At 64.7% G+C, this 19,224-nt stretch carries 18 protein-coding genes and 1 pseudogene; 13 read left to right on the plus strand and 6 right to left on the minus strand.

From position 1 onward, the window contains the following. Nucleotides 1–59 precede the first annotated feature (59 nt). The 3 genes and pseudogenes from XI08_RS01870 to XI08_RS01880 all read right to left on the minus strand — a co-directional run bounded on the left by XI08_RS01870 (nt 60) and on the right by XI08_RS01880 (nt 4,225). Nucleotides 60–2,210: an adenylate/guanylate cyclase domain-containing protein gene (locus tag XI08_RS01870; protein ID WP_271573125.1), complete on the minus strand. Its 2,151-nt coding sequence runs from the start codon at nt 2,208–2,210 to the stop codon at nt 60–62. A gap of 18 nt (nt 2,211–2,228) precedes the next feature. Next, complete coding sequence (locus XI08_RS01875; protein WP_049824050.1) at nt 2,229–2,900, minus strand: hypothetical protein; 672 nt, start codon at nt 2,898–2,900, stop codon at nt 2,229–2,231. 187 nt (nt 2,901–3,087) lie between these two features. Continuing rightward, nucleotides 3,088–4,225: pseudogene (locus tag XI08_RS01880) on the minus strand (HD domain-containing phosphohydrolase). Between the two features lie 268 nt (nt 4,226–4,493). Here XI08_RS01880 and XI08_RS01885 point away from each other — a divergent pair. The 12 genes from XI08_RS01885 to XI08_RS01940 all read left to right on the plus strand — a co-directional run bounded on the left by XI08_RS01885 (nt 4,494) and on the right by XI08_RS01940 (nt 16,666). After that, on the plus strand, nt 4,494–4,817 hold the full coding sequence (locus tag XI08_RS01885) for an STAS domain-containing protein (RefSeq protein WP_271573126.1): 324 nt from the start codon (nt 4,494–4,496) through the stop codon (nt 4,815–4,817). Beyond that, nucleotides 4,817–5,182 (plus strand): response regulator, encoded by a 366-nt coding sequence (locus XI08_RS01890; protein ID WP_008142319.1) that lies wholly within the window; start codon nt 4,817–4,819, stop codon nt 5,180–5,182. The genes XI08_RS01885 and XI08_RS01890 overlap by 1 nt, the downstream gene beginning before the upstream one ends. Further along, entirely contained in the window at nt 5,179–7,236 is a 2,058-nt protein-coding gene (locus XI08_RS01895; RefSeq protein WP_271573127.1) for a chemotaxis protein CheA, read from the plus strand. Before XI08_RS01890 ends, XI08_RS01895 begins: the two co-directional genes overlap by 4 nt. Next, entirely contained in the window at nt 7,236–7,697 is a 462-nt protein-coding gene (locus XI08_RS01900; protein WP_271573128.1) for a chemotaxis protein CheW, read from the plus strand. The genes XI08_RS01895 and XI08_RS01900 overlap by 1 nt, the downstream gene beginning before the upstream one ends. Before the next feature lie 41 nt (nt 7,698–7,738). Then, complete coding sequence (locus XI08_RS01905; protein WP_271573129.1) at nt 7,739–9,436, plus strand: methyl-accepting chemotaxis protein; 1,698 nt, start codon at nt 7,739–7,741, stop codon at nt 9,434–9,436. Nucleotides 9,437–9,501: 65 nt separating this feature from the next. After that, nucleotides 9,502–9,978 (plus strand): chemotaxis protein CheW, encoded by a 477-nt coding sequence (locus XI08_RS01910; RefSeq protein WP_027549415.1) that lies wholly within the window; start codon nt 9,502–9,504, stop codon nt 9,976–9,978. Nucleotides 9,979–10,037: 59 nt separating this feature from the next. After that, complete coding sequence (locus XI08_RS01915) at nt 10,038–11,840, plus strand: methyl-accepting chemotaxis protein (RefSeq protein WP_271573130.1); 1,803 nt, start codon at nt 10,038–10,040, stop codon at nt 11,838–11,840. Nucleotides 11,841–11,971: 131 nt separating this feature from the next. Beyond that, nucleotides 11,972–12,826 carry a CheR family methyltransferase gene (locus XI08_RS01920; protein ID WP_271573131.1) on the plus strand — a complete coding sequence of 285 codons (855 nt, stop codon included), beginning with the start codon at nt 11,972–11,974 and terminating at the stop codon, nt 12,824–12,826. A 16-nt stretch (nt 12,827–12,842) separates the two neighbouring features. After that, nucleotides 12,843–13,934: a protein-glutamate methylesterase/protein-glutamine glutaminase gene (locus XI08_RS01925; RefSeq protein ID WP_271573132.1), complete on the plus strand. Its 1,092-nt coding sequence runs from the start codon at nt 12,843–12,845 to the stop codon at nt 13,932–13,934. A 5-nt stretch (nt 13,935–13,939) separates the two neighbouring features. Beyond that, complete coding sequence (locus XI08_RS01930; RefSeq protein WP_271573133.1) at nt 13,940–15,667, plus strand: chemotaxis protein; 1,728 nt, start codon at nt 13,940–13,942, stop codon at nt 15,665–15,667. Nucleotides 15,668–15,820: 153 nt separating this feature from the next. Next, nucleotides 15,821–16,279 carry a hypothetical protein gene (locus XI08_RS01935; protein WP_271573134.1) on the plus strand — a complete coding sequence of 153 codons (459 nt, stop codon included), beginning with the start codon at nt 15,821–15,823 and terminating at the stop codon, nt 16,277–16,279. Between the two features lie 102 nt (nt 16,280–16,381). Continuing rightward, a complete protein-coding gene (locus tag XI08_RS01940) occupies nt 16,382–16,666 on the plus strand; it encodes a hypothetical protein (RefSeq protein ID WP_271573135.1) in 285 nt (94 codons plus the stop codon). A 29-nt stretch (nt 16,667–16,695) separates the two neighbouring features. On the opposite strand, the gene XI08_RS01945 is transcribed toward XI08_RS01940, so the two are convergent. The 3 genes from XI08_RS01945 to XI08_RS01955 all read right to left on the minus strand — a co-directional run bounded on the left by XI08_RS01945 (nt 16,696) and on the right by XI08_RS01955 (nt 18,194). After that, nucleotides 16,696–17,061: a VanZ family protein gene (locus XI08_RS01945; RefSeq protein WP_271573213.1), complete on the minus strand. Its 366-nt coding sequence runs from the start codon at nt 17,059–17,061 to the stop codon at nt 16,696–16,698. Nucleotides 17,062–17,207: 146 nt separating this feature from the next. Further along, nucleotides 17,208–17,369 (minus strand): hypothetical protein, encoded by a 162-nt coding sequence (locus XI08_RS01950; RefSeq protein WP_271573136.1) that lies wholly within the window; start codon nt 17,367–17,369, stop codon nt 17,208–17,210. 639 nt (nt 17,370–18,008) lie between these two features. Further along, nucleotides 18,009–18,194: a hypothetical protein gene (locus XI08_RS01955; RefSeq protein WP_135177793.1), complete on the minus strand. Its 186-nt coding sequence runs from the start codon at nt 18,192–18,194 to the stop codon at nt 18,009–18,011. Between the two features lie 790 nt (nt 18,195–18,984). Between XI08_RS01955 and XI08_RS01960 the strand changes: the two genes are divergently transcribed. Further along, nucleotides 18,985–19,140 (plus strand): hypothetical protein, encoded by a 156-nt coding sequence (locus tag XI08_RS01960; RefSeq protein WP_271573137.1) that lies wholly within the window; start codon nt 18,985–18,987, stop codon nt 19,138–19,140. The last annotated feature ends 84 nt before the right edge of the window (nt 19,141–19,224 follow it).

Below are 19,224 nucleotides of genomic sequence, written 5' to 3' on the forward strand. Positions count from 1 at the left end.
GGGACTATTTCGACGAATGCGGCGCCCTCTTTCGCCCTCCAGGGGAGGGTAAGCGGCCACTACTTCCCTTCGAGCGTGTTGACCGGCGTCCACTCCGGCGGCGGTGGATTTGTGACGAGCGCTCTCGCGCGCTTTGCAAACATGGATGATGGCGGATCGACCTTCGCCACCCCGTCGAACGTATCGGCCGCCTTCGCAAACTCCCTTGCCCGCCAGCACGCCAGCCCTTCCGCATAAGCCGCGGTGACCTTCGTCTGCTCGCCGCTCTCCGCGCCTTTCTCCGCCAGCGGCTCGAACACCTTGATCGCCTCGCCACGGCCCAGCACCCTGATCGCATCGAGCTCGCGCCAGGTGAAGGCGTCAGCTGTCTGCGCCACTGTCGCCTCCGAGGCCATGATCGCGGTGCCGTAATATTTGTTCGCACCCTCGAGCCGCGAGGCGACGTTCACGGTGTCGCTCATCACGGTGTAGTTGAAGCGGCGGCGGGAGCCGATATTGCCGACCACGGCTTCGCCGCTGTTGAGCCCGATGCGGTGCGACAGGCCGTGACCGGCGAAGACGGCGTTGTTGGCGTTGAGGTCCGCCAGTTTTTCGTGGCACTTCAGCGCCGCGCGGACGGCGTTGCGCGCGTGGGCGGGATCGTCGGCGGGCGCGCCGAACATGGCGACGATGGAATCGCCGATATATTTGTCGACATAGCCGCCATGGCCTTCGATGATGTCGGTCATGGCGGAGAGATATTCGTTCATCAGCGTGACCAGCTCGCCCGGCGTCATCGTCTCTGCGATCGAGGAGAACCCGCTGAGGTCGGAGAAGAACATGGTGACGTTGCGCATCTCGCCACCGAGCGCCGGCATGTTGCCGGAGGCAACCATGGTGTTGATCACTTCAGGGGCGAGATAGAAGGCAAAGCTCCTGCGCAGGAAGCGCTCGTCGCGATCGGCCAGCACGAAACGGTAGCCGATCATCATCGCGAGCGCGGCAAGGCTTGCGAGCGCGGGCTCGGTCAGCGGCAGTGCCAGTGCGTGAACGAAGGCACCGACGGCCATTGCGGCGTAAACGGCGGTGAGGCCGAGCCATGCAATCAGTGCGCCGCTCGGCGCAAGCATGCAGGCGGCGCAAGCGATGACGAGCGCGAACGCGATCGTGAGAATGCTCCGCGCCGGAAAGCCGAGCTCGGTCACCGCATCGCGCTCGATCAGGTTTCGGACCGCGGTGGCATGCACGAAGACGCCGGCGATGTCGCTGCGGGCCTTCTGCGCGGCGCCCGCCGGGGCGGGCAGGGCGCAGCGGGACGCGGGCGAGCCGTCATATCCGCGGGACAGGCGCATCGAGGTAAGCTTGCGGTCCTCGAAATTGAGGACGGTGCCGAGCAGAACGACCTTGCCGTCGAAGGCGCGGCGGAAGAAATCGCGATCGCCCTTCTCGACGCAGGCGCGCAGGTCGGCGAAGGAGAAGGTCGGGACGTCGCGTCCCAGCCCTCGAAAGTTGAGCGTCATTGTATTCGGAATCGCGCTCGGGATCGCATAGCCGGACAGCTCGGTCGCGCCGGACGGCGCAATTTCAGGCTTTCCGCCAAGCGCACGCGCAGCGAGCTCCACCGCCATCGCGGGGATCGGCCTGCCCTCGATGGCAAAGCTCAACGGCATTCGTCGGATCACGTCGTCGTGGTCGGTGTGGACATTGAGCGCGCGGACGGTGTTGCGCACTGCCACTTGCTGCGCACGATAGGGCACTTCCGGATGGTCATTGCTCAGGATTTCGCCGAGCACCAGCTTGCCGCTGTCGGAGAGCTGCCGGAGCGCGATGAGGTAGTCCCGGTCAAATCCTCTTATGCGACTGCCGAACGACGTATCGCCGAACGGAATCTCCGACTGCTCGATTGAGTTCTTGAAGATGACGTCGAAGCCGATGACCTTGGCGCCGCCTTCGGTGATGCTCCCGAGCACCCGGCCGATCTCGCGTGTCCAGGTCTGCGTCGGCGATCCCTTGAAGGGCGGGGTGTCGTAGGTCTCACCATCGATGGCCACGACGACGACCGGCGATGTCGCGGGATCACGGCGGTTGCCGTCCAGCATGCCGCGCACCGCGGTGAGGATGTCGAGCGACAGGCCTTGCAGCGTCTGAAGCGGCGGAGACGTGAAGACCGCGCCCGCGAGGAGCGCAATCAGGATCGCCGCAACGATGTCCCGCCTTCCGATCCGCCGCATCGCCCCGTCGCAAGCCGCCTATTCGAGCCGCAGCAGGCGGCCGACGATCGGCGTCGGCGATGACGTGGCGCTGGCATCGACCTGGAAGGCATAGCGCTTGGCGCCGAGAATGGCGAGATAGCTGCCGCCGGGGGTGAGCGACTTCCCGGCTTTGGCAAAATCATAGAACTTGCCGCCGATCATGGTTTCGTTCCTGAGCGGCACGCTGATCGTGGGTTCCTTGCCGTCGGTGCGCTCGATCACCAGCGTGCTGCCGCTCTTGGCCTGCACCAGCGGTGCGACGCCGTAGATCGTCGGCAGCTTGGGGGCCGGCGCGCCCTTGGCGTCCGAGCGCACGGTGCGGAAGGTGGTCGCGGCGCTCTGGTTGGCCTCTCGCTCGGACAGCTGCGCCGCGTTGGTGTCGCAGGGCACCTTGTCCCGCTTGACCTCGCCGAGTTGCACGGTGCTCTGCTCGGCGCCGACCAGCACGACGCCTTCGCTGATCGTCTCGCGCAGGCAGGATTTGAGATAGCTGAGCGTGACGCTCGCCTTCGGGCCGAGCTTGATGATCTTGCCCGGCGCCACATAGTCCATGAACGCGATGCCGTCGACCTTGCCCTGGACGTCCTCGACGATCGCGGCCGGCGTCTCCGCCAGGGCGGGGGTCGTAATATAGAGCGCGCCGACAACGGCGCCGATCAGGCTTCTCATGGGTATTCTCATCCAATTCGACCGCTGCTCTGCCGGTCCCTGTCCTGGTCCGATGTTTAGCAGCGGAGCGCCCAGGCAAGTGTGACCAGAATCACTCTTAGATATTCGTGCACTCTATCAGGAACCGGTTCAAACCGGCGACCGGAGAAAACAGAGCCGCGGCAGGCTGTTGCCAGGATGGTCAATGTCAGGCGAGCGAAACGGCCTCCGGCGACCGGTCTTTGGCCGGACCGCCCTCGACGGCTCGCTCCATACCAGGAGTGAGCGTTGCCTCCGCCTTCTGAAATGGTGCCGCCTGCTGCCCGGCGGCGATCTCCACGACCTCGTCCCAGCGCGACAGAAAAGCCTCGACGCAGGCCGGGTCGAACTGCCGTCCCTGGTTCTCGACCAGGTAGTTGCGCGCCACCTCGAGCGGCATCGGCTCTTTATATGGCCGCCGCGTCGTCAGCGCGTCGAAGACGTCGGCGACCGCGACCACGCGTGCTGCAACCGGGATCTCGTCCGTCTTGAGGCCGTTCGGATAGCCCGCGCCATCCCAGCGCTCGTGATCCTGCGGCAATTTGCGCACCGAGCTGGATCAGCTCGCAGCCGGAGTCCGCCAGGATATGCGCGCCGATCCTGGCGTGGGTACGGATCACCGCCATCTCCTCGTCGGTCAGCCGGCCGGGCTTGAGCAGGATATTGTCGGGAATGGCGACCTTGCCGACGTCGTGCAGCGGCGCGGCGAGGTAGATGTCGCGGCAGAGCCGCGCCGGCAGGCCGAGCTGCTCGGCGATGATGCGGCTGTAGCGGGCGACCCGCAAGGTGTGCTCGCCGGTGTCGTTGTCGCGGTATTCGACCGCGAGCGCGAGCCGCAGGATGATCTCTTCCTCGCGCTCGCCGAGCTTGCGCGTCGCGGCCGCGACTTCGCTGGCCAGATGCGCGGCGCGATCGTTGAGCTTGCGTACGGCTGCACCAAGCTGAATCAAATTCCGCAGACGCACCGTCATCTCGACGCTCTGCGGCTGCTTCGGCAGGAAATCGGTTGCACCGGCCTGCAGCGCTTCCATCTTCACGTCATCGGTCTGCCGCGACGTGATCATCGCGATCGGAATGTCGGCGCAGCCGGGAAGGGTGCGGAGCGTGCGGATGAAGCTGATGCCGTCCATGTGCGGCATCTCGTAGTCGACCAGCACGAGGTCGAAGACGCGCTCGCGTGCGCAGGCCAGCGCCGCCACGGGATCGAGGAAGGTGGTGGCCTCGACCAGACCTTCGGCCTCGATGTGACGTTTCAGGAAGTTGAGGACGGAGCGGCTGTCGTCAACCAGAAGCGCTTGGGTCAGCATCGGCGGCCGGGGCTTTCTTCGCTGGCAAGGGCACGAACCCACTGCATAACCCGGGCGAATTTAACGCGAAGCAAATGCGCCGTGCGTGCGCACGGCGCCGCGGACATGCGCGCGTCGCATGGGATTTGAGCAGGCTATGCGCGGTTGCATGCAGTTGCGCGAAGTCTTTGGGAATGTGACCCGTAGTTGTACGGACTCTCCCGTTAGGGGTTTGCTCACTTGATTCGCGTCAAACGTGTATCGGAATTTTGCAAGTGCGGGGACAGCGATGGCGCTCAATCCGACAGAGCCGAAGTGGTCGTTGCGGTTACCCGCCGATTGCAGCATCGCGGCCATTCGCAATGTCTATGATCTCATTCGCGAGGCGTTCGGCCGCCAGGAGCGGCTCGAGATCGACTGCTCGAGCGTCGACAAGGCCGACGTGACTTCGATCCAGCTTCTGCTGTCGACCGCCAAGACGGGCGAGGCCCAGGGCCGCCCGGTGGTGCTCACCTCATTCTCCCAGTCTCTGCGCAACACCCTTCGCCGCGCCGGCTTTGCCAGCGACGCGATGATCGATCAGCACTTCCCGCAAAAGAAAGATGGCACCTAATGGCCACGATTCTGACCGTCGACGATTCCCCCAGCATTCGGCAAATGATCAAGGTCGTGCTCGAGCCGGCCGGTCATAACGTGATCGAGGCCGGCGACGGCGCGCAAGGGCTCGCCAAGGCCCAGGCCGGCAAGCTCGACCTCGTGATCACCGACCTCAATATGCCCGTGATGAACGGGCTGGAGCTGATCCGGGCGCTGCGCAAGCTGCCGAGCGCGGTCGGCATGCCCATCGTTTTCCTGACCACCGAATCCAACGACACGGTGAAGCAGGAGGCCAAGAGCGCCGGCGCCACGGGCTGGATCACCAAGCCCTTCAAGCCGGAGCAGTTGCTCGCCGTTGTCGGCAAGCTGGTGCGCGCATGAGTGCAATGGACCCGACCGAGGTCTTTCGTCAGGAAGCCAGCGAGCTCTTCGAAGTTCTTGAAGGAGCCCTGCTCGATCTCGGCCTGCGTCCCGATGACCGCGAACTCGTCGATTCCGCCTTCCGCGCCCTGCATACGATCAAGGGCTCGGGCGCCATGTTCGGCTTCGACAAGGTCGCCTCCTTCACCCACGAATTCGAGACCGCGTTCGATCGCGTCCGCAAGGGCGAGATCAAGCCGACGCAGGAACTGATCTCGGTCGCGCTCGCCGCCAAGGACTATATCCGCGCGCTGATCGAGGATCCCCAGTCGACCGACGACGTCATCGGCGACGGCATCCTCGACGACCTCAAGCGCTTTGTCTCGTCCGATCAGCCTGTCGCGCCGGTTGCCGAGATCACGGAGGCGGCGGCGCCGGTCGAGAGCAAGCAGGCCGGCTGGCACCTGTATCTGGAATTCGAATCCCACATCCTTCGCAACGGCTCGAACCCGCTCGACCTGCTGGAAGACCTCTGCAAGCTCGGCCCCTGCTTCGTCGTGCCTGTTACCGACGGCATCCCGTTCCTCGACGAGATGGAGCCGGAAGACTGCTATCTCAAGTGGGACGTCAAGCTGCACGCGGTCTGCGACAAGGACGCGATCGACGACGTCTTCATGTTCGTCCAGGACGAGATGAAGCTGACCCTCTCGCCCTTGGAGCACGTCGAGGCGCCCGCGCCGATGCCGCTATTCCAGCTCCTCGACGAGGAGCCGGCGCCTGTGGCCGAGATGCCTGCGCCGGTGGCCGAGGCTGCTGCCGCGCAGCCCGCCGCAAAGGCGGAGCCCAAATCTGAACCGAAGCCGGAGCCGAAGGCCGAGGCCAGGCGCGACGATCGCGGCATCGCCACCGTCCGCGTCCAGGCCGAACGTCTCGACGAACTGATGGACCGGGTCGGCGAACTCGTCATCGCCCAGGCACGGCTGACCCAGCTCGCATCGTCCGGCTCCGATCTCTCGATCAAGATGATCGCCGAGGAGATCGAGCGCCTCGCCTCCTCCTTGCGCGACACCACGATGGGCGCGCGCATGGTGCCGATCGGCTCGCTGTTCGGCCGCTTCCGCCGCCTGATCCACGATCTGTCGCGCGATCTGTCGAAGCCGGTCGAATTCGTCACCACGGGCGAGGACACCGAACTCGACAAGACCATGATCGAGTGCCTGGCCGATCCGCTGGTGCACCTGATCCGCAACGCCATTGACCACGGCATCGAGGACACCGCAACGCGCGCCGCCAACGGCAAGACCGAACAGGGCCGGATCGAGCTCGCCGCCGTTCATTCCGGCGCGCAGGTGCTCGTCACCGTGAAGGACAATGGCGGCGGCCTCAACACCGCGCGCATCCGTGCAAAAGCGGAAGAGCAGGGGCTGATCGCGGCCGGCGCCGTGCTGACCGATCACGAGATCCACCAGTTCCTGTTCCACCCGGGCTTCTCGACCGCGCAGACCATCTCGGCGCTGTCCGGCCGCGGCGTCGGCATGGACGTGGTCAAGCGCACCATCGAGAACATGCGCGGCACGATCGACCTGTCGACCCGGTCGGGCCAGGGCACCACCGTGACGCTGCGCCTGCCGTTGACGCTCGCGATCATCGAAGGCCTCCTGATCCGTGTCGGCGAAGGCCGCTACATCATTCCGCTGTCGGCGGTGGAGGAATGCGTCGAGCTGACGGCCGAGGACGAGCGCTCGCGCGGCCGCAATTTCCTCAACGTCCGCGGCAACCTCGTCCCGTTCCTGCGCTTGCGCGAGATCATGTCGTCGTCGGGTTCGCCCGACCGGCACCAGAAGACGATCATCATCTCGACCGGCGAGAGCCGCGTCGGTCTCGTCGCCGACCAGATCATCGGCAACCACCAGACCGTGATCAAGTCGCTCTCCAAGCTGCATTCGGACGTCACGATCTTCTCGGGCGCGACCATCCTGGGTGACGGCACGGCGGCGCTGATCCTCGACGTCGCGCAGCTCGTCGCGCTGGCGCAGTCGAAGGTCGAGAAGCAGCACATCAGCGAGGCGGCGTGATGAACGAGACTTTAGCCGGCGAGCATCAGACGGGCGCGATGCAGGTCGTGATGATCGGCCTCGGCGAGGAGAAGTTCGCGCTCGACGCGGGCCTCGTGCGCGAGATCATCGATCCCGTGCCGGTGACCAAGGTCGCCGGCGCGCGGGCGTTCGTTCCCAGCGTGATCAACGTACGCGGCAACGTCATCCCGCTTGCGGACCTGCGCATCCGCTTCGGCATGCCGCAGCTCGACAACTCGGCCGACACGCGCATCGTCGTCATCGAGCTGGAGCTCGACGGCGAGCCTGTCCTGGTCGGCGTCACCGCCGACAAGGTCTACGAGGTTACGGAGATCTCGCAGACCGACGTGCAGCAGACGCCGCGCGTCGGCATGCACTGGAAGCCGGAGTTCATTCGCTTCATCGCCAAGTGGCGTGAAGAGTTCATCATCGTTCCCAACATGGAACGCATTCTGAATTGAAATGGGTCCCAGGGGTGGGACTTGAGGTTTAGGGGCTGGAAATGAGATTTACGGTCAAGGCAAAGCTTGCCAGCGCGTTCGGCGTGGTCCTGTTGCTCTCGATGGCGGCGGGCGGCCTCGCTTATGTGAAACTGAGCGAGATGATCGACACCGCCGACAGCCTCGTGTCGCGCGCCGGCCGAATGGACCGTGCGGCGGAAATCGAGAAGGGAATCCTGCTCCAGGTCCGCGCCGAGAAGAACCTCCTTCTTGCGCCCGATAGCGAAGCGGATGGCTTCGTCGCCGAGATCGCCAAGCAGCGCGAGACGCTTCTGAAGCTGAAGGATGAGATCCACGCGCAGGCCTCCCCCGAAGGCAAGAAGCTGATCGAGAATTTCGGCGCCGCCTACGCCCGGATGAATGCCGTTCAGGACGACGCGCTCAAGATCGCCCGGACAGACAGGACGAAAGCCGTCGAACGCTCCGCGATCGAGGTTCGCAAGGCGGTCCGCGAGGCGATGGACGCCGCCAACGTCTATGTCAGCAACGTCAAGAAGAACATGGCCGATCAGGCGGCCCGGGCGCACGAGGACGGCAACCGGGCTCACGTGCTGCTGATATCGGCCGTGGTGGCGTCGCTCGTCATCGGCATGATCGCCGCGATCTGGATTTCCATCAGCATTGCCCGCGGTCTCGGCCGTGCGGTCGGCCTCGCCGGTGCCGTGGCCGCCGGTGATCTCAGCCAGACGATCAACGTCTCCAGCAACGATGAGATCGGCGATCTCGTCAAATCGCTGAACCTGATGGTCGAAAAGCTCCGGCAAGTCGTCGAGGAGGCTCTCACCGCGGCAAGCAACGTCTCGGCCGGCAGCCAGGAGCTCTCCGCCAGCGCTGAGCAGCTCTCGCAGGGCGCGACCGAGCAGGCCTCGTCCGCCGAGGAAGCCTCCTCCTCGATGGAGGAAATGGCCTCGAACGTGAAGCAGAACGCCGACAACGCCAACCAGACCGAGAAGATTGCCGCGCAGTCCGCCAAAGATGCGGAATCCAGCGGCGCCGCCGTCGGTCGTGCGGTCAATGCGATGCAGACCATCGCCGAGAAGATCACCATTGTGCAGGAAATCGCGCGGCAGACCGATCTGCTGGCGCTCAACGCCGCGGTCGAGGCGGCGCGGGCCGGCGAACACGGCAAGGGCTTTGCGGTGGTCGCTTCCGAGGTCCGCAAGCTCGCCGAGCGCAGTCAGGCGGCCGCGGCCGAAATCGGCACGCTGTCCACGGAGACGGTGAAGGTTGCCCGGGAGGCCGGCGACATGCTGTCCAAGCTCGTGCCAGACATCAAGAAGACTGCTGAGCTGGTCCAGGAGATCACCGCCGCCTGCCGTGAACAGGACGTCGGCTCAGCCCAGATCAACCAGGCGATCCAGCAGCTCGACAAGGTCGGCCAGCAGAACGCCAGCGCCTCCGAGCAGGTGTCCTCGACCTCGGAGGAGCTCGCTTCGCAGGCCGAGCAGCTCCAGTCCACCATCTCCTTCTTCCGCATCGAGCATGCTGGCCGCAGCGGGAGCGCGGCGCCGGCGCCGATCGATCGTGCCGTGACCCAGCTCCGCGCCAAGGCGGCGCACATGGCTGCGGCGGATCGCGGCGCGAAGAAGCCCGCGCCTGTCCGCAAGCCGGCACGTGCGATGAAGGTCGCCGGCGGGGGCGGCTTCGCGTTCGACATGCACGACGGCGAAGACGACCGCGACGCCGAATTCCAACGCTGATCAAGTGGTCCGGCCTCGTGCCGGATCGTGCTCATTCGCAAACCCCGGGACCCCTGGACTGCAGCATGGCCGCAACCTCGCAATATCTGACGCTCGGGCTCGCCGGCGAGACGTTCGGCATCAGTATCCGCAACGTCCGTGAAATTCTCGACATGCGGCCGATCTCGCGGCTGCCGCATGCGCCGAACTTCCTGCTCGGCATGATCGACGTGCGCGGCAGCGGCTATCCGATCGTGGACCTCCGGACCAAGCTCGGCCTGCCGAGCGTGGCGGCGACCGAGGCGACCCGCATCATCATCCTCGATGTACCGATGAAGGACCGTCTGGTCGGCGTCGGCTTCGTCGCCGATTGCGTGTTCGAGGTCACCGACATCGACGAGCAGGCGATCGAGCCCATCCCCGAGGTCGGCGGCAAATGGCAGTCCGACTATGCCGCCGGCATCGGCCGCAAGGGCGAGAAATTTGTCGTGATCTTCGACCTCGCCAAGCTGATGGCGCATGACGAGATCCCGGAAGGGCGCGATGCGCCCCGCGCCGCCTGAGTTTGCAAAAGTAAGCATTGTCAAGCGTAAGCCCCCCAATTCGAACCAACGAGATTGACATGAGATTCACCGTCAAAGCCAAGCTTGCCAGCGCCTTCGGCGTCGTCATCCTGCTCTCCATGATCGCCGGTGCGGTCGGCTATGTGAAGCTGTCGGACATGGTCGGCACCACCGAGACTCTGGTCAGTCGCGCGGGCCGCATGGAAAAGGCCGCGGAACTCAAGGAAGGCATCCTGTTTCTGGTGCGCGCCGAAAAGAACTCGATCCTCGCGGCGAGCGATGCGGAATACGATCAGTTTGTAGCCGACCTCGCCAAGAATCGCGAAGCACTCGTCAAGTCCAAGGATGAGATCCACGCCGCCGCCAGCGAAGGCGGCAAGAAACTGATGGAGAACTTCTCCACGGCGTTTGCCAAGCTGAACGCCTATCAGGATGAGACGGTCAGGCTCGCGAAGTCCGACAAGCCGAAGGCCCTGGACCGTTCCATGCATGACGGCCGCAAGTTCGTCGCCGACGCGCTGGATGCGGCCAATGCCTACATCAACAACGTCAAGAAGAACATGGCGGAGCAGGCCGAGCAGGCCAGACAGGACGGCTCGCGCGCCGAGATGCTGCTGATGAGCCTGGTGATTGCCTCGCTGCTGATCGCAGCGGTCGCCGCGACCTGGATCGCGCTCAACATCAGCCGGGCGCTGGCACAGGCCGTCGACCTTGCCGACGCCGTTGCAATCGGCGATCTCAGCCACAAGATCGAATCGTCGAGCAATGACGAGATCGGCGATCTCATCAAATCGCTGAATGCGATGACCGTGAACCTGAATGCCACCGCGGCGGTCGCCAACGAGATCGCGCAGGGCAATCTCATGGTTGAGGCCAAGCCGCAGTCGGACAAGGACACGCTGGGTCTTGCCCTGGAGCGCATGGTGGAGAAGCTCCGGCAGATCGTGTCGGAGGCGCTCACCGCGGCGCAGAACGTCTCCGCCGGCAGCCAGGAGCTCTCCGCGAGCGCCGAGCAGCTTTCGCAAGGCGCGACCGAGCAGGCTTCGTCCGCCGAGGAAGCCTCCTCCTCGATGGAGGAGATGGCCTCGAACGTGAAGCAGAACGCCGACAACGCCAACCAGACCGAGAAGATCGCCGCGCAGTCGGCCAAGGACGCCGAGGCCAGCGGGGCAGCCGTCGGACGTGCCGTCAATGCGATGCAGACCATCGCCGAGAAGATCACGATCGTGCAGGAGATCGCACGTCAGACCGATCTGCTCGCGCTCAACGCGGCGGTCGAGGCCGCGCGCGCCGGCGAGCACGGCAAGGGTTTTGCCGTCGTCGCGTCCGAAGTGCGCAAGCTTGCCGAGCGCAGCCAGGCTGCGGCGGCCGAGATCGGCACGCTCTCGACCGAAACCGTCAAGGTCGCGCAGGAAGCCGGCAACATGCTCTCCAAGCTCGTCCCTGATATCAAGAAGACCGCCGAGCTGGTCGAGGAGATCACCGCGGCCTGCCGCGAGCAGGACGTCGGTTCGGCCCAGATCAACCAGGCGATCCAGCAGCTCGACAAGGTCGGCCAGCAGAATGCCAGCGCCTCCGAACAGGTTTCCTCGACCTCAGAGGAACTCGCCTCGCAGGCCGAGCAGCTCCAGTCCACCATCGCTTATTTCCGGATCGAGCATGGCGCAAAGGGCAATGCGGCTGCGCCGATCGACCGGGCGGTGAACCAGCTGCGGGCCAAGGCGGCCACCATGGCGGCGGTCGAGCGTCCGGCGAGGAAGCTCCAGGGCAAGCCCGCGCGCGCCCTGAAGGTTGCGGGCGGTGGCTTCGCTTTCGACATGAATGACAGCGAGGACGATCGGGACGCCGATTTCCAGCGCTAAGGCGCTTTGAGAGATCGGCTCTCACCGGGGCCGATCTGTCTTCAGTGATTGCGTGAAAGTGTGGGATTCAAGATGGCCCGGACGGCCCGACATTCAGTGCAGGCGGCCATCGCGGACCGGGGCCGGCGACCATGATGCCCGCCGTGCAGGACATGGCCGTGCATCTGTCGGACCGTGACTTCCGGACCATCGCCGAATTGATCGAGGGCAAAGTCGGCATCAAGCTTCCGCAAGGCAAGCGGCTGATGCTGGAGGGGCGGCTGCACAAGCGCGTGCGCGCGCTGAACTTCTCCGACCTCAACGAATATGTCGACAACCTGTTCGGGGCCGAGCATTTCGACACCGAGCTCACCCATCTGATCGATGTGGTGACGACCAACAAGACCGACTTCTTCCGCGAGCCCCAGCACTTCACCTTCATGCGGGACGTCGCGATTCCAGCCCTGCTCAAATTGCATGGACGCAGGAATGCAAACCTGAAGATCTGGAGCTCGGCGAGCTCCACCGGCATGGAAGCCTACACGACCGCGATGGTGCTGGACGACATGACGCGGAACGGCTCGCGGTTTCAGTACCGCATCCTCGGGACCGACATCTCGACTGCAGTGCTGCGCCTCGCCAAGGCTGCGATCTATACCCGCGACGTTCTCGCGCCGGTGCCGGAGCCCTTCGTGAAGCGATACTTCCTGTCGTCGCGGGACAGGTCGCGCGGCGAGGTGCGGGTGGTGCCGGAATTGCGGCGCATGACGCATTTCATGCGGATGAACCTCATGGATGCGTCCTATCCCGTCGATCGCGACGTCGACATCATCTTCTGCCGCAACGTCCTGATCTATTTCGAGCGCGAGACGCAGCGCAAGGTGATCGAGCAATTGTGCAGCCATCTGCGGCCCGGCGGCTATCTGCTGGTCGGGCATTCGGAATCGATGATTCACAGTGCCGTGCCGGGTTTGAAGCAAGTTCAGCCAACCATTTTCAAGGTCTAGCCGGAGCGCAACCAGAATGCCGAGGGAGAAAGTTCGCGTGCTGATCGTGGACGATTCGGCGTCGGTGCGCCAAATCCTTCAGACGATCCTCAATGACGATCCGGACATTGAGGTGATGGGGACCGCGTCCGATCCGTTCGCGGCTGCGCGCCGCCTCCAGAACGAGATCCCCGACGTCATGATCCTCGACATCGAGATGCCGCGCATGGACGGCATGACGTTCCTGCGCAAGATCATGGCGCAACGTCCGATCCCGGTGATCATCTGCTCCTCGCTGACCGAAGAAGGCTCTGACGTGATGTTCGAGGCGTTCGAGGCGGGCGCGGTCGACATCGTGCCGAAGCCGAAGATCGACACGCGGCAGGCGCTGCTCGAATGCTCCACGCGGCTGCGCGAGGCCGTGAAGTCGGCGGCGCGCGCCCGCGTGCGCCCGCGCGCGGAGCGCCGGGGGATCGAGAAGAAGCTGACGGCCGACGCCATCATCCCGCCACCGGTGCAGGGCAGGGTCCGGCCGACGACCGAGCGCATCGTGTGTATCGGCGCATCGACGGGCGGCACCGAAGCGCTCAACGACGTCCTCGAGATGCTGCTGCCGCACTGCCCTCCCATCGTCATCGTCCAGCACATGCCGGCGGGGTTCACTGCGGCATTTGCCAGACGTCTCGACAGCGTCTGCCAGATCCGGGTCAAGGAGGCCGAGGACGGCGAGCCGGTGCTGCCGGGCGGGGCCTATATTGCCCCGGGCGCCCGTCACATGCTGCTCCAGCGTATCGGCCTACGCTACCAGATCGCGATCAAGGACGGCCCGCCGGTGTCGCGGCATCGCCCGTCCGTCGACGTGCTGTTCCGATCGGCGGCCCAGCACGCCGGCGCCAACGCGCTCGGCGTCATCATGACCGGCATGGGCGACGACGGCGCGCGCGGCATGCTGGAGATGCGCAAGCTCGGTGCCTCGACGCGGGCGCAGGACGAGGATAGCTGTGTGGTGTTCGGCATGCCCAAGGAGGCCATCGCCCATGGCGGGGTCGAGAAGGTCGTGCCGCTGCACCATATTTCGCGCGAGATCATGCTCTGGTACCAGGCCGGACACGTTGCGGTGGCAGGTTGATTGCTATGCCCACCATTCCGGCCACCACGCTCACTGAAGCGACTGCGGCGATCGAGGACGTCTCGTCGCGCATCGAGGACGTCTTCGCGCGCGTCGGTCGGGAGCTCGGTCGCGGCCACCTCATCTTCAAGGAGCTGAACCAGGGCCTCGCGACGCTCTCCGAGGAGCTCTCCGGCGCCGAGATCGAGGGCGCTGCGACCGCGTTGCAGGAGATCGCGGCGCGGCTCAGCGAGCTGGCGCAAACCCTGCCAGCCGAGAGCGCCCTGCTTGCGACGATTGGCACGAGTACGGCGGAGGCGTCCTCGCTGCTCAAGCCGCTGTTCAAGCACATCGGGATGATCACCATTATCGCGCGCAGCGCGCGGATCGAGGCGGCCTCGCTCGATGGCGACCGTGAGGGCTTTCTCGCCTTCACGCAGGAAGCCTACGATCTCGGCAAGGCCGTGCAGCGCTCGATCGAGGGCTGCGCACGGGACCAGCAACGCCTGTCGGAAGCCGTTGCCACCGCCTCCGTCCGGCAGAAGGAGTTCGAGAGCCGTTACGGGAACCAGCTGGTCTCGGAGAGCGCCGAGCTCGGCGAGGCCTATGGCGGATTGCGCGACCAGCGCAGCAAGAGCAGCCATGTCGCCGACCTCGCCAGCGCCAGTACCAGGAAGATCGCCGAGGCAGTCGGCAGCGCGATCATCTCCTTGCAGGCCGGCGACAGCACGCGCCAGCGCCTCGAGCATGTCTGTCACGGTCTCGGTCGTGCGTCAGGACCTTCTCCAAGCCTCGTTCCCGAACCGGTCACGAGCGATGACGGCGCACGCGCCATCTGCCTGTTGCAGGCGGCCCAGCTCAAGGACGCCCAGCGCGAGTTCGGCGGCGACATCGGTCAGATCGTTCGCGCGCTGACGGCTATCCTGCATGATGCGGGCAGCGTCGTCGGCAACGGCCGCGCGCTGTTCGGCGGCGAGGAGGGCGGCTCGTCGTCGTTCCTGACGCGCATCAAGCAGATACTGGCGCATGCTTCGACCCTGATCGCCACCTGCGAGAGCGCCGGCCGTTCGGTCGATGACGCACTGGCCATTGTCGAGGATACGCTGGGGAAATTTCGCCAGGCGATCGCCGGGCTCGCCGATGCGACCGTCGACATCACCCTGATCGGGATGAACGCCGGCCTCAAGGCAAGCCATCTCGGCAGCCGCGGCAGCGCCTTTGTCGTGATCGCCAACGAGCTCAAGGCGACTGCCGACCAGGTTTCGGCGGGGGCGGCGCGCCTCCGGCCCGTGCTCGACGGCATCGAGCACTCGGCCAAGGCGCTAAAGGAGCTGCGCGTGCAGGGCGATCCCACGCAGCTTGCCAACCTCGAGCCGCAGATCCTCCAGGCGCTGCGCGAGGTCGAGGCCGGCAACGAACGGCTCGACAAGCTGATGAGCCGGCTCGTCGACGAGGGCGCGGAATTCGAAGGCCTGATGAATTCGGCGCAAGGCCTGATGAACAAGCTCGGCGAAAGCTCCGCGACTTTGCCTGCGGTTGCCGCGCGCCTTGAGACTGCGAGTGCGGTCGCCCGGCGACCGCAACCAATTGCGCAGGACGAGGCCATGCTCGACGATCTCTTCGCGCGCTACACGATGGAGCGCGAGCGGGACGTCCACCGGGAGTTCCTGCAAACGCTCGGGCTTGCGTCGATCGCCGCCACGCGGCGCGTCGAGGCGGTCGAGACCGCCGATGACGGCATAGAATTGTTTTGATGTCGGCGCCGGCGTCGCCTCGCGCGCCGGCGGCAATTCGATGGATTGGGTTTTCTGGGTGTTAACCCTGCCGAAAGCGCCGATGGTTTGGTCATTGTCGCGCCCCAGAGTTCGTCGCAAATACCTGTCAAATTTCACGTCGAGAAATGTCGCATGTTGAGAGACGGCAAATACGCTGCCTGGTTCAGGACCCCGCGCGGCCAGGGCACCGGCGTCGTGGATCTGATTGAGGGCCGGATCTCGGGCAGCGACAGCTTCTTCACCTATGGCGGCTCTTATCGTGTCGATGAGAAGCACTTCTCGGCCGTCTTGATCGTGAACCGGTACGCGGATGGTCCGCCGAGCGTGTTCGGGCCGGACGAGGTCGAGGTCGATCTTGCGGGTGTGTGCAGTGGCTTGGTCGCGACCTGCTCGGGCACGGCCAAGCAAGCGCCCGACGTCAAGTTCGAGGCGACGCTGATCTACAGCCAGGAAGATGCGCCGGCGGCCGACGCGCGATGCGCGGTCGTGAAGCTCAATGCCGACAAATTGCCCAAGAGTCCCGACAGCCGCTCCCGGCCGCGCCATCCATTTGCGTCGCCCAAGGGTCCCGCAAAGGCTCCCGCGTCTTAGCTGACGCTGTTGTCGCGAAAACCCTTCGTCACCGCATTGCGGCAACCGTGCCTTTAGAGGTGAAATCTAGGTTAGGACCCATAACAAGAGACGGACAGGGGTATGCCTCAAATCTGGATGACATATGACGAACTCGCGACGCTCAACGGCTGTAGCGCTGCCGAAGCCCGGCTTCAGGCGCAGCAACTGTCGCTCGACCGCCGCCAGAGCCGCGATGGAAACACCCGCGTCAAGCTGAACCTCGCCTTGATGGGCCGGTTCTTCGAGAGCATTCGCGAAGCCGAATTCGGTCTCGATGATGCGATCGTGGCGTTGCGTGAAACCCATCGGCAGATGTCGGGAGTTCTCGCGACCGAGCAGGAGAGGCTCAGGCGCGGCGTGGTGTAAGTCCACCGCGCCCTCGGCCGTCGACCGCGCTAGGACGGCGGCCTCGGCAGGAAAGCCAGGATGGTCTGCGCCAGAAGGACGCCGATGGTGCCGCCGGCGGCCTTTTGCAGCATATCGATGAGCCGCGGATCACGATCCGGCGTCACCGCCTGCAAGACCTCGAGGCCGACGGCAACGGCCACCACGAACGCGCAAGCCAGTTTGAGGCGCCCCGGCAGCAGGAACGACAGCAGGAAGCCCAACAGGCCGTAGGCGCTGAAGCGCTCGATGACGACGACCCAGTAGGCCTCCGCATGGGCCACGAGCACAGGCCTGCCCGCGAGCCTGGCGAGCGTGGCATAGATGATGAGCGCGAGGCAGATTCCCGCGGCTGCGATGAGATGGTTGCGGCGCATGGGCGCCAACACAACCGTTCGGTCCGCTGGTCGCTTTCGAAAGCCAAGAATATCGTTAAGGTTCATGAACCTTCGAGGCCATGAACCGAGGTTCACGAGCGAACGGCTGCGACGGCCCATTTCGGCGGTTGCGCATCCTGACGACGTCAAGCGTGGCGATGCAGTCGCGACTTCATGCAGGCGGTGAGTTGGCTGGAGGCGTCATCAATCCGCCGGCTCGCTGGTCTCGTGACCCACAATCTCACGGCCACGAACAGGATGTTGATGCCAAGCCAGATCGACAGCACGATCAGGAAAGAGCTTGCCATGACTCCACCTCCCGCATTCCTTTCGGGACCAATGCGGGGCGCGGTCGAGAGTTCCGCCTTTGCGGAGGGGGCAGCCGATCGTCCCTCCCCAAATTCTCGTCATCGACGAGTCGGGCCAACCGGGTCAGGCACGAAGCCGCACGCCTGACCGCATGGCGAAGTCGTTCGCTGGAAAGCGTCGTTCAGCGCCGATTGTAGGACCAGCCCTTGTCGACATCGGTCGGGTAGTGGCCGTACAGTACGGATTCCTGAGGCAGTTTCGCGCAGGATCATAGATCCAGTCCGCGCATTCGCGGTAATTCAGGAATCTGCAATCGAAGCCAAAGGCACACCATGGTGCGCCATTCGGAAATCCGAACCGCACGGGGACTTGCGCCGGCGCCATCGAGGGCAGAGCCAGAAGCACAGCTACGGCCAGTGCGCGGGACAACATGATACATTCCTCCAACAAACAATCGGGCGGATATCGAAGCTGGTCGATGATCAATCTTCATCGCGGAACAGCTTAACATCGAGGCGCGGAGAGATCGAGTGTGCTGAAGGTGTTCGGGCTGCGTCGATCGGCGGCTTTCCGCTCACCAATCGACGGGGCAGGCGCGCACGTTCGTGAACTGTCGCGCGCGGCCGGCGCGACGGACGCTAGCCCTTCTTGGTGCCCTTGGATTTCAGCGTCAGGCCGAGACGCAAGGCCATGCGCTTGATCGCATCGGGCGAGCGACCGAGAAGTTTCGCCGCCTCTTCCAGCGAAGTCGAGGACTTGGCCAACTCCATCAGCCGGCGGTCTTCCTTGAACGACCAGGGCCTGCGCGCCATAACCGAATTCATCCTCTCGTCGACACAACGACAAAGCCGCCAAGCGGACCCACGTTCGCTCGACGGCTTTGCTTGGGTGGGGCCGGGCTTGGGGCAGCCCGGTGCTGAAGATGGATATGCGATCCCTCGGCATTCGCAACAAACAACGCGGATTAAGCTAACCGCTCAACCTTACCGCGATGAAATCGGCGCACGGCGGTCCGTAGTACCACGGTGTTTTTGTCAACGGCGGTTGATCCGCGCGCTCCGACAGCCGCGATCGAGGATGTTCTGTCATCATGTCCGGCTGTCGCAGGACCTGCGGACGGCCTCGCCAAGCCCGCTCACGAATCCTCGCGGGGGACGGTGGCCGGGCTCGCGTCGGATCTTGCCGGGATCCACGTTGTCGCGGAGCACGGCGTCGCGGCGATCGTGGCCGGGCCGATCCGCCACGAAGCCGGCCTGGCCGCGCCCCGCTGTGCGGAGCCGAGTCGTCGCAGCGCCGCATCCACGACTGACGGGCGCCGCGCCAAAACCCGGAGACATCATCCTGCCGCGACGACTTGCGCGCGATTGCAGAATCGTCGTCGCGGCGGCGCGCCTCGCGCGGGGCCCGAAATCAATTTCAATTGAATCACCGTGCGATGTTGATCGCAATCGCGCCGAACCAGAATCGATCCAATCGCGACGACACGCATGCTGCAATCAGATCCCGACAAGCAGCATTGCGCTTCGCTCAGACGGCTCGTCACGAGATCGTCGAATTCGTTCGGCTATGTTCGCGCGAACGGCAACGAACAAATCAAACAATCAGAAGACCGAGATGCTTCAGAGAGCGCGAGCGGCACTTCCCCTCACGAAGATCAGAGAGTGGGCATTCGAAGGCGCATTTTTCAGCGTTGCACTGATTGCGATGGCGGGCTGGGTGTACTTCATCACGCTGTTGCTGGTGCGATTGTTCCTCTGGTTCTTCAGCTGAGCGCGCGGCGGACCACTTCGCAAGCACGCTGCTGCCCAAAAAATCTCGGGCGTGACAAGAAAATCAGCGGCGCTCATCATGATC

It is taken from the genome of Bradyrhizobium sp. CCBAU 11361 (genome assembly GCF_028128935.1).
GTDB lineage: Bacteria > Pseudomonadota > Alphaproteobacteria > Rhizobiales > Xanthobacteraceae > Bradyrhizobium > Bradyrhizobium niftali.